The following is a 10,060-nucleotide window of genomic DNA, read 5'->3' as shown; positions in this document are numbered from 1 at the left end:
GGGAGGGGGAACGGCCAAGGCGCCCGCCACTTTCATCTTGCGGGGTGGTGCGGGCGCCATGGCCGTTAGCCGGTGGCGGCTCCCGACATATCTAAGAAAAATCAGTGGTGTCTGCACTCCGAACCGGCTAAAGCCTCTACCTCCTGTGGCCGGAACGACGATCAAGGCCGGCTCGTGCCCGCGCAGGGCCGACCACGTGTCAGCAGATTAGGACTGATTTTAGTGAGCCGTCAACTCAAGCGGACGAGCCGGTGGTCACAACTGATCTGGAAAGGGCAAATCTCACCCCAATGCGCCAAGCTCGCCAAGGTTTTTCAGTGGGCGGTTGTGCTCGTGCAGCCTGTTATTTGCGTACCCGTACGCCCTGCGCCGGGTCCCATTGGAGAATCTGGTCGCTCTTGGGCAAGGGTGCCTCGGGTACCTGCCCCGCTGACACTCCGTATTGCCAATCCGCCGGGCAGATCGCAATGTAACGGGCATAACCTCCCAAGCCGCCTTTGAGCTTGGGATAGCCGACGGTCACGAGACAACCGGTTGCGGGCACCTGGTCCAGGTTGGCTACGCCTTCGGCCTGGGCGTAGCCGTGATGCATCAGCCAATGCTCGCCCTCGAGCGTCGGCGTGGTGTCGGTATCGAGTGGCTCGTGACCGTGGAAGAGAATCTGGCGCTGCTCGTGCAGGAACTTGAGTGCCGCCAAGCACACCCCGGGAAAGACCTCGCGGGTCGCCAGCGCGGGGTCGGGCCAGGCCTTCGACCAGTCCGAACGCACCATCACCACCGAGCCGGCGGGAATCCTGCCGTGCTGTGCTTCCCAGCGCTTGATGTCGGCGACCTGCAAATGGTAGCCAGGATTGGCGGCGACCTGCTCCACGATCGAGATGACCGCCAGCGGCCGTACCGCATAGGTGGCCGGCAATTCGTCGATCCCCGGGTATTCCGGTGCCCAATGGGCTGGTGGGTCCAGCTGGGTACCGAATTGATCGCTGCTCAGCTCGTACCGGGTCGCCTCGAAGCCGTCCTGTGCATACCGGTAGGGCTCACCGGTCTGCGGGCTTACCGCAGGTCCGAATCGCGACGGACCGAAGCCCTTCCATACCGGGATGGCGGGCGACAGCGTGTGCGTCAGGTCGATGTATTTGGCGCTCTTCAGCGATTGGTTGTAGATCGACCATAGCCCGGGGGCACCAGCCGCCGGGGGTTCCGCGAGGGTCGGCGGCGTTGGCTCGGCCGCCAGGGCGGTTGCCAGGACGCACGCGACGGCGGCCAGGGCAGCGAGCGTAGCGAACGATGGTCTGGCCATGAGCCTCTTAGCTCCCCAGTCTTATGGACAACAGTGAGACGTGATCGTGCATTGCGTATCCGGTTCGGTAGAATGAGTCACAGTCGGCAATCCGTGACATAGCGTACCAGGTGGCGCCGGGTGGGGCATAGGCCACCGAGCTCCTCGTGACACCGCTCCAGGCCCTCGTGACACCGATGTAGAGATTGTGAAAGTATTCGGAACGTGGCGGGCACCCTACGCGGGGTCTTGGCGGGTGTTTGCTCGCGCTCGCCCCGCGCGGTCCTCGACGAAGTCGTGCAGCACCAAGCGTCTCCAGGGGCGCGGGTGCGCGCCTCATGCGGACACACGGCGAATACTTTCACAATCTCTTGAGCGGTGTCACGAGAGACCGGGTGGTCGGGGGCCGTTGCGCGTGCCCACCGACAGAGCAGGAGGTGAGCATGAAAGCGAAAAAGATTAAGGTCTTGGATGCCGCAGGGGTATTGGTCCCGCTGCTGCCCATGACTCTGCCTGCTGCGACGATCAGCTATCAATACGATGCGCTGAACCGCCTGGTCCAGGTGGCCTATTCGGACGGCCGGAGCATTGCCTACACCTACGACGCGGCCGGTAACCGCACGCGCAAGTCAGTGACCGGCGAGCCTGATACCGATGGTGACGGCATTCCTGACGTGATCGACCCGGATATCGACGGCGACGGCGTTCCCAATGCACTCGACGCCGTCCCCTACGACCGCACCGAGTGGCTGGATACCGACCACGACGGCATCGGCAATCACGCGGACCCCGACGACGATAACGACGGTATCCTGGATAGCGTGGACAACTGCCCGCTGGTGGCTAATCGCGACTAGGCAGACTTCGACCGCAACGGTATCGGCAATGCCTGCGACCCGAATTACCGGCCCTTTTGCACGGAATGCCTGCCCAGCCCCGGGGGGTGGCGGAGCATCCTCGCGCGCTGATCCTCGCTGCAGCCGACGGTGGGCACGCGGTGCGTGCCCACGGCTACCGGGTACCGCGCTCGTTGTTCGACTGGCAGATGGCTTGGCGAAAGCGGTTGCAGCGATCGAGAAACTCCCGGGTGCTCTTGGGCATTGAGACCCGGGCACGCACGATGTGAGTGATCAGTTCGGACCCCTCGCGCAGCAGTCGTGCCCCCTCCAGTACTTCGCGGATGGTCGGCGCGTCCGGCACCGTCGGCACTTGGGGCTGGATGTTGCAGAGCTGTTCGCGGGCGACGACATAGTCCGACCAGACCTCGAAGATGCAGGCGTCGGTGCGCAGGATCTCGCACTTGCGCTTGGCAGCCGCCATCAGATGGTCGATGCGCGGGTCGATGTTGGAGAATCGGGTGCTAGTGGAGAAGGCGTCTTTGAGGCCGCTGCCGAGACGGTCGATGTCCCGCATGGCCATGGCCATCTTGACATAGCGGCTTTCGTAGAAATCTTCGATGGGGATCGAGAATGCCTTGAAGGGCTCCCCCCACAGTTCGTCGATGCCCTCGTCGCCGCCCCGGTGCCGCACCATCTTTCCGAGATCCAAGGCCTCCATCAGGCATTGGCCGCACTCGCGCATCAGGGTGTTGTCGTGAGTGATTTCGACCCCCGCGGACTGTAAGTCCACCAGTGAGGTGAAGATGTCCGCGGCGCGGTTGAAGAGGGCACCGGCGAGCATGGCCCCGTTGACCCGCTTGCGCTCGATGTCGGTCTCGGCCTGGTAGGCCGCGCGCGCCTCGCTCAAGCGGCACCCGGGGATGTTGATGCCATGTTCCACATGGTTGAAGAGCCGCCGGGTTAGTGCCCGGATCAGGCGTTTGCGGGTGTCCAGGCTGTTGGCCGGCGGTTCGTAGTGCTTGATCCAGTACCCGTCATAGTAGACGCGCAACTCGCCGTCGATCTCGCGGCGGGTGCCGTTTTCGGTGGACTCGGACATGGGGCTTGTCGTTCGCAGGGGGGATGGGGTAAGTGTATCGGAGCCGGGCCGGTTCAGGGCGCGACGATGAGCATCAAATAGGCGAGGAACAGGATCAGATGGACCACGCCCTGGAGTACGTTCGTGCGGTTGCCGGAAAAGGTGAGGATAGCGCTTACCAGGGTCAGGCCCAAGAGGAGCCCGTCGGCGGCACTCAAGCCCAGCTCGACCGGCTTGCCCACGATCAGGCTGATGGTGAGCACGCACGGGACCGTCAGGCCGATGGTCGCGAGCACCGACCCCATCGAGATGTTCACCGCTCGTTGCAGCCGATTCTTCAGCGCCGCGCGCACGGCGCTGATGGCCTCCGGGGTGAGCACCAGGGTGGCGACGATCAGGCCACCTAAGGGGGCCGGCAGCCTCAAGACCTCAATGCCGATATCCAGCGGGATGGCCAAGGCCTCCGCCAGTACGATCGCCAGGGCCAGATAGGTCAGCAACAGGGCGCTGTGTCGGTAGGGCGAGTCCGGGACCGGGTGATCCCCCACGGCGTCCGCGCCCTCGTCGGATCCGCGATCCCCGTCGTCGCTGAAATAACTGCGGTGGCGCCGGGTCTGGATCATCAGAAAGGTACCATAGAGAGCGAGCGAGATCAGGAGCAGGAAGACGGACTGGAAGGCGTTCAGGGTCGGTTCGGGCGTGGAGACCGTGACCGTCGGCAGGACCAGGCTCAAGACCGCCAGCGGCACGATGACGCTGAGATAGGCGCGGGTGCCTTGCAAGTTGTAGGACTGCTCGTGGTAACGCAAGGCGCCGAGGATCAGGGCCAGGCCGACCAGTCCATTGAGGACTATCATCACCACCGCGAACATGGAATCCCGGGCCAGGGTTGGGTTGTTGTCGCCATGCAGCATCAGGGCGGCGATCATGAGCACCTCAATGGAGGTGACCGAGAGGGTGAGGATCAGGGTGCCATAGGGTTCCCCGAAACGGATGGCCAGACATTCCGCATGGTAGACCACCCGCATGGCCGCCAGCAGGATCGTGACAAACAGCCAGGTGAAGAACGCGGTGAGCCGCAGCGGCGCGGTCGGGTCGTTGAGCCAGGTGTTGCCGAACACCAGGAATACCGCCGCCGTCGCCAGGGCCAGCGGCAGCGGCCACTCTGGGCGCCACCGGGTCCAGGTCGTGGCGGGTCGCGCGCCTTGGAGCGCCGGGTCCTGGTGGTTGCGGTTCATGGGATGGGGCGTCACGATGGTCCGTTGTTGATGCTTTAGGCGGTGGCCTTCCAGTGGTGCACTGGTGGGCTGCCGCGAGCGGCGTCCGGGCGCGGCCGGCCTGACTGGCCGCCTTGGGCCGCGTTGGTGACCAGTGAGCGTACCAGGGCGGAACTCGAATGATAACCAAAAGACGCGCCGGAGGATCATACTTGAGTGCCTGGTTCCCGGCGGTATCCCGGGGCGCGGCGGCGCTGTAACATCTGCCCGGAGACGCCGAGCACCTTGGGAGCGCTCCACAGGTGCGCCATGGACTGGGTTTTCCCCCGGTCGCCCCCAGGTTACAGTCTTCACCCCCCACTGAGGCACCATCATGTTTGGTATGCTCTTATTTGTCGCCATCGGGATCGTCATCGGCTGGAATCTGCCGCAACCGCCCTGGGCCAGGGAGTGGCAGCATAAGGCGGTGGACGCGGTGCGTTCGCTCACCAACAAGTCGGGCCACTGAGTCCTGCTTAGCCCCCCGACGGGGCCGAGGTGCCGGCCCAGGCCGTCGCCCTGGTGTGATGCGTGCATTGCGCAGCCTGCGGGTCCTGCCGATTGCCGGCGGGTTGGGCCCCGGTGTTGACCCTAAACCATAAACCTTGAGAGTTTTCCTCCGCCGTCCGGCAACGGCCGGGGCGATTCTTTGCAGTAAATCCGGAGACCCCGCCAATGTCCGCAGTCAGTCCTGACCAGGCAACCCTGATCCTGGGTGGCAACGAATACCAATTCCCCGTGACGGAAGGCAGCGAGGGTGAGCGCGCCATCGATATCGGCGACCTGCGCGCCAAGACGGGCCACATTACCCTCGACCCCGGCTATGGCAACACCGGCAGTTGTGAGAGCGCCATCACCTTTATCGACGGTGAGCAGGGCATCCTGCGCTACCGCGGTATTCCCATCGAACAGTTTGCCAGCAGCCCCACCTTCACCGAGGTGGCCTGGCTGTTGATCAGCGGAAAATTGCCGACTCCCTCGGAGTACGCGGTTTTCTCCGAGGACCTGACCCGTTACTCCTTCCTCGACGAGGGCATGAAGCACCAGTTCGAGGGCTTCCCGCGGGCGGCGCCACCGATGGCCATTCTCTCGGCCATGATCAACTCACTCTCCTGCTTCCACCCGGAACTGCACGAGCTGGAGGACGAGACCCAGTTCAATCACGCGGCGGCCCGCTTGATCAGCAAGATCCGCACGATCGCGGCCTATGCCTTCCGCCACTCGCGGGGCCTGCCCTACATCTACCCCGACCCGGCGCTGCGCTATGTGCCGAACTTCCTGCACATGATGTTCTCCCAGCCCTATCGGCAATATGTCTGCCCCCAGATGGTGCGCGATGCACTGAATCTGATCCTGATCCTGCACGCCGACCACGAACAGAACTGTTCCACCTCCACGGTGCGCATGGTCGGCTCCAGCGGTGCCAATCTGTTCGCCTCCTGCGCCTCCGGGGTGTGTGCCCTGTGGGGACCGCTGCATGGTGGGGCGAACGTGGAGGTGCTGAACATGCTGCACCAGATCCACGATGGCAACATCACCCCGGAGGAATACGTTAGATTGGCCAAGGACAAGGACAGCAAGGTGCGATTGATGGGGTTCGGCCATCGGGTCTACAAGAACTTCGATCCACGCGCCAAGATGCTCGGTGCCATCGCCGAGAAGCTGTTGCCTCAGTTGAGCGCGAACGATCCACTCCTGAACATCGCCCGGCGGCTGGAGGAGATCGCACTCTCGGACCCCTATTTCATCGAGCGCAAGCTCTATCCGAACGTCGACTTCTACAGCGGCATCCTGCTGCGGGCCATCGGCATCCCGACCAACATGTTCACCGTCATCTTTGCGATTGGCCGGCTGCCCGGCTGGATCGCCCACTGGTGGGAGCAGAACCGCACCATGGCTAACAAGATCGCGCGTCCGCGTCAGATCTATACCGGCGAAACCCACCGCGACTATATTCCCATGGACCAGCGGTCCGAGTAGTCAGGGCATGGCCGACGCCCCTGACAGCGAGGCGGTCTGGCGCTATCTGTGCAACCTCCAGGACCGCCTCTGCGGCGCCCTGGAGGCGACGGATGGTCAGGCCGTCTTCGGGGATGATGTCTGGGAACGGCCCCACGGGGGCGGGGGACGCACCCGTGTCATCGTCGGTGGGGCGGTCTTCGAACAGGGTGGGGTGAATGTCTCACGGGTCTTCGGTGAGCAACTGCCGGCGTCCGCCACCGCCAATCGCCCGGAACTGGCCGGGCGGGGCTTCCAGGCCATGGGGGTGTCGCTGGTGCTGCATCCGCGCAATCCCTATGTGCCCAGTACACACCTGAATCTGAGGCTTTTCTTCAGTCAGCACCCAAGCGAGCCAGCGCTGTGGTGGTTCGGCGGCGGCTTCGACCTGACCCCCTATTACGGCTTCGACGAGGATGCCATTCACTGGCACCGCACCGCGCGGGCCGCCTGCTTGCCCTTCGGCGAGGGGGTCTATCCGCGCTGCAAGCAGTGGTGCGACGAGTATTTTTATCTCAAACATCGCGCTGAGCCCCGCGGTATCGGTGGGGTCTTCTTCGATGATCTGGGGCCGGGCGGCCCGCCGGGAGGGAGCGGGGCGGGCGGATTTACCCACGGTTTTGCCTTCCTGCGCGCGGTGGGGGAGGTCTATCTCGGCGCCTATCTGCCGATCGTCGAGCGGCGGCGCGCCCTGGTCTATCGCGAGCGGGAGCGGGCCTTCCAGAAATACCGCCGCGGCCGCTATGTGGAATTCAATCTGGTCTGTGACCGGGGCACGTTGTTCGGGCTCCAATCGGGTGGGCGCACCGAGTCGATTTTGATGTCCCTGCCGCCGGAGGTCAGCTTCCGTTACGACTTCAAGCCGGAGCCAGGCAGCCCGGAGGCGAGGCTCTATGAGCACTTTCTGGTCCCGCGGGATTGGGCAAGCATGCCGCTTAGCCCGTAATTCGGAGTCGATATTGCTGCGGCTAGGCCGAGGCGTCGGGTCTCACCCGGCGCGGCACCTTGATAGTCGTAAGCGCGGCGATTGCATCCACCGCGAGCTCTGGGCTCAGATTGGGCGTCAGCCCATGCGGTTGGCGCGGATGGGGTGCAAGCGCTTGCCCGGCCCGCTCCAAGTCGGCCTTGCTGTTGCTGAAATAGCGTGCCGCTTGAATCGTCTTAGGCAGATTCTTCAGCACATGCCACAGGCTCCAGCGATGTTGCCAAAGGCGTCGCGCGAAGCGCCGTCGGTAGCCCTTGCTGTCATAAAAGCGACGGACCTGCGCGTTATACAGCGCGTCCATCTCCGTACGCGATGCGAAGCCCTTCGGCAGGTAGACAAAGTTCAGACAGTTCATTAGCCGCCAGTCCTCGTTGAAGTCGCCCGACACACCGCCGACACATTCGTCCCAGATCGGTGCGCCGTACATGGGACTAAACTTGCTCATATTGATGTCGTCGAGATCGAGCGAGAGTATGAAATCGCTGGTGGTGGCGATCGTTTCCGGGGTCTCGCCGGGCAGCCCAAAGATGAATAGCCCCTTCGCCCGCAGCCCGGCGGCATGAATCTGCTCGACCGTTTGGCGGACACCCGCCAAGCTGACGCCGGCCTTGTGCCGCTGCATCATGCCCAGATCCGCCGACTCGATACCCATGGATACCATGACGGCGCCGGCGCGCTTGAGCAGGCGCAGCATCTCGTCCGACGTGTGGCCGGTGCGCACGGCACAGTTAAAATCCATGCCCAACGGTTTCGCGATCAGGGTTTCGCACAGTTGCGTCACGCGCTGGCGTTGGGCCGTGAACAGATCGTCGTAGAAATTGATGTGGCGCACGCCAAAACGGTCGCGCAGATACTTCATGTGCTCATAGACGTAGGCCGCGGAGTTCGTCTTGTACAAGCGCTCGAACACCGTGCGGTCGCAGAATGAGCAGGTGTAAGGGCAGCCGCGGGACGTGACCATGGTGGCACCCTGCCGCTTGACATAGGAGAATAGCGGCAGATGGTAACCGCGCGGGAAACCAGCGAGCTTTTCGTAAGCGGGAAAAGGCAGATCATCGAGATCAAGGATGCGCTGGCGTCGTGGGTTGGAAACGATGTCCTCGCCGTTGCGATAGCAAAGATTGGCGATCTCCCGGGGTGCCCGGTGCTCGGCCAAATCCAGCAGCGTACCCTCGCCCTCGCCGAGGCACAGGTAGTCGATTTCAGGGAAGTGTTGCAGCAGTGCCGCGCCAATCGCAGAAACGTGCACATTGCCGAACACGACCTGGACCTCGGGGCGTTTGGCCTTGATGCGCGCCGCGATCTCAAAGGCATCCATGAAGCCCGAGGTCGTGACCGAAAAGCCGACCAATTCGGGATTCGTCGCCAATACCATCGCCGCATTGGCGGCGAGCGAAGCGGGCGCGCCGGGGCCGAGACAATCGTGTACCGCGCAGGGATGCCCATACTGCTCCAGGTATGCCGCCAGTTGCAGGATGCCCAGCGGCGCCATGCGATTAGCCAGCAGCGAGAAGTCCGGCTGCCCGGGAACGAAATTGAATCCGGCCGGGTGAACGAGCGTTATTCTCATGTTAGCACCAAATTGAAAGTTGCCTGCGCGCCCCTTGCGTCCTGCCGTTTCGGCCTCAGCTGGGCCCTTGTAACGAGCCAGCAAGTACAGCTCGTCCTACGCAACCTCGCCCGAGCGCAGGGCGCTTGGCGGGCGGCGATACCGGCGTGCGCTTGTTCGGTTGCCATCGTCGTTGCGCCCCGGATTGTGGACGATATCTGACGGCTCGGGCGGTTCAAGGCCAGCAGGTACCGACAGCCGATCCAGGGCGCCATCAATTTATCATATTATTACAATATGTTAGGGTTATTCTGGGGCGCCGCAAACGCCACCGCCCCAACGGGTGGCTGCGAACATGATAACTGCTGGGGCGTGCACGAGAGAGTTTAGGCCGCGTAAATTATCGAGTAAACTGCTAACCCAAAGCACCGCTGCGGCTCAGACTGTTGGCTCTGGGCCCACTGCGTTTGGCTCGATCCCACGTAGCTGCGAAACCACTATGCCCCAAGCCAATTGTGAACTGCAAAGCGAGGTCGCCCGACTGATCGTCGACGCCCTCAATCTCGACATCAAGCCGGAAGAGATTCAACCCGACGCCCGCCTTTACGGCGAGGGGCTGGGGCTCGATTCCATCGACATTCTGGAAGTGGCACTGGTCGTGTCCAAGCGCTTCGGCTTTCAGCTGCGTACCGATGGTGCGGACAATGTCCGCATCTTCAGCTCTCTCGCCAGCCTCACCGAGCACATCGCGGCGGCCCGGACCAAATGAGCCTGACTCCGGTCTGTGTGGTCCGCCGGACCGTCATCGCCGCCGCGGTATTGGCTTATCCGGTACTGGCGCATTACAGCACTACCACGGCGGCGGTCCATACCTTTCCGGCTTTAGGTCTCATCGTCTTGCTGACGCCCCTGCTAGCTATACTGGCATGGCTCGCGTGGCGTTCGCCCCGGCGAATCGCTATGCTGGTGATTTGCATTGCGTTAGGTGGTCTGCTGTGGTGGTATCGGGATACGCTGGAACCAAATATTGGCTGGTTATATTTCATCCAGCATGCCGGCACCTATGTGCTGCTGGG

At 63.1% G+C, this 10,060-nt stretch carries 9 protein-coding genes and 1 pseudogene; 6 read left to right on the top strand and 4 right to left on the bottom strand.

The genetic code is table 11. The features are described 5' to 3' along the window. Positions 1-343 precede the first annotated feature (343 nt). Entirely contained in the window at positions 344-1,300 is a 957-nt protein-coding gene (locus QZY44_RS13185; protein ID WP_295446921.1) for a cyclase family protein, read from the bottom strand. A gap of 422 nt (positions 1,301-1,722) precedes the next feature. Here QZY44_RS13185 and QZY44_RS13180 point away from each other — a divergent pair, with 422 nt between their 5' ends. Next, complete coding sequence (locus tag QZY44_RS13180; protein ID WP_295446919.1) at positions 1,723-2,136, top strand: thrombospondin type 3 repeat-containing protein; 414 nt, start codon at positions 1,723-1,725, stop codon at positions 2,134-2,136. Positions 2,137-2,290: 154 nt separating this feature from the next. Here QZY44_RS13180 and QZY44_RS13175 read toward each other — a convergent pair whose 3' ends face one another. Then, entirely contained in the window at positions 2,291-3,217 is a 927-nt protein-coding gene (locus tag QZY44_RS13175) for a hypothetical protein (RefSeq protein ID WP_295446917.1), read from the bottom strand. A gap of 53 nt (positions 3,218-3,270) precedes the next feature. After that, positions 3,271-4,434 carry a calcium:proton antiporter gene (locus QZY44_RS13170; RefSeq protein WP_295446915.1) on the bottom strand — a complete coding sequence of 388 codons (1,164 nt, stop codon included), beginning with the start codon at positions 4,432-4,434 and terminating at the stop codon, positions 3,271-3,273. Between the two features lie 352 nt (positions 4,435-4,786). Between QZY44_RS13170 and QZY44_RS13165 the strand changes: the two genes are divergently transcribed. The 3 genes from QZY44_RS13165 (at position 4,787) to hemF (ending at position 7,396) form a co-directional block, all read left to right on the top strand. Beyond that, entirely contained in the window at positions 4,787-4,921 is a 135-nt protein-coding gene (locus QZY44_RS13165) for a hypothetical protein (protein WP_295446913.1), read from the top strand. Between the two features lie 206 nt (positions 4,922-5,127). Then, positions 5,128-6,432, top strand: coding sequence for a citrate synthase (locus QZY44_RS13160; RefSeq protein WP_295446911.1), 1,305 nt, complete (start codon positions 5,128-5,130; stop codon positions 6,430-6,432). A gap of 7 nt (positions 6,433-6,439) precedes the next feature. Beyond that, a complete protein-coding gene (gene hemF, locus QZY44_RS13155; RefSeq protein WP_295446909.1) occupies positions 6,440-7,396 on the top strand; it encodes an oxygen-dependent coproporphyrinogen oxidase in 957 nt (318 codons plus the stop codon). 22 nt (positions 7,397-7,418) lie between these two features. Here the strand turns inward: hemF and QZY44_RS13150 are convergent, their stop codons facing one another. After that, positions 7,419-9,089: a radical SAM protein gene (locus QZY44_RS13150; RefSeq protein WP_295446907.1), complete on the bottom strand. Its 1,671-nt coding sequence runs from the start codon at positions 9,087-9,089 to the stop codon at positions 7,419-7,421. 394 nt (positions 9,090-9,483) lie between these two features. On the opposite strand from QZY44_RS13150, the gene QZY44_RS13145 reads away from it, so the two are divergent. Both QZY44_RS13145 and QZY44_RS13140 read left to right on the top strand, forming a co-directional pair. Continuing rightward, a complete protein-coding gene (locus QZY44_RS13145; protein WP_295446905.1) occupies positions 9,484-9,753 on the top strand; it encodes a phosphopantetheine-binding protein in 270 nt (89 codons plus the stop codon). Beyond that, positions 9,750-10,060, top strand: a pseudogene (locus QZY44_RS13140) (hypothetical protein); the annotation flags it as partial. The gene QZY44_RS13145 and the pseudogene QZY44_RS13140, both read left to right, overlap by 4 nt.

The organism is uncultured Thiodictyon sp. (assembly GCA_903837595.1).
Taxonomy (GTDB): Bacteria; Pseudomonadota; Gammaproteobacteria; order Chromatiales; family Chromatiaceae; genus Thiodictyon.
The sequence above is the reverse complement of the archived record's forward strand: the minus strand, read 5'-3'. Positions and strand labels throughout refer to the sequence as shown.

Excerpts from the sequence above, each read along its gene's own strand:
- QZY44_RS13185 (WP_295446921.1), bottom strand. The coding sequence starts at position 1,300 with ATGGCCAGACCATCGTTCGCTACGCTCGCTGCCCTGGCCGCCGTCGCG.
- QZY44_RS13180 (WP_295446919.1), top strand. The coding sequence starts at position 1,723 with ATGAAAGCGAAAAAGATTAAGGTCTTGGATGCCGCAGGGGTATTGGTC.
- QZY44_RS13175 (WP_295446917.1), bottom strand. The coding sequence starts at position 3,217 with ATGTCCGAGTCCACCGAAAACGGCACCCGCCGCGAGATCGACGGCGAG.
- QZY44_RS13170 (WP_295446915.1), bottom strand. The coding sequence starts at position 4,434 with ATGAACCGCAACCACCAGGACCCGGCGCTCCAAGGCGCGCGACCCGCC.
- QZY44_RS13165 (WP_295446913.1), top strand. The coding sequence starts at position 4,787 with ATGTTTGGTATGCTCTTATTTGTCGCCATCGGGATCGTCATCGGCTGG.
- QZY44_RS13160 (WP_295446911.1), top strand. The coding sequence starts at position 5,128 with ATGTCCGCAGTCAGTCCTGACCAGGCAACCCTGATCCTGGGTGGCAAC.
- hemF (WP_295446909.1), top strand. The coding sequence starts at position 6,440 with ATGGCCGACGCCCCTGACAGCGAGGCGGTCTGGCGCTATCTGTGCAAC.
- QZY44_RS13145 (WP_295446905.1), top strand. The coding sequence starts at position 9,484 with ATGCCCCAAGCCAATTGTGAACTGCAAAGCGAGGTCGCCCGACTGATC.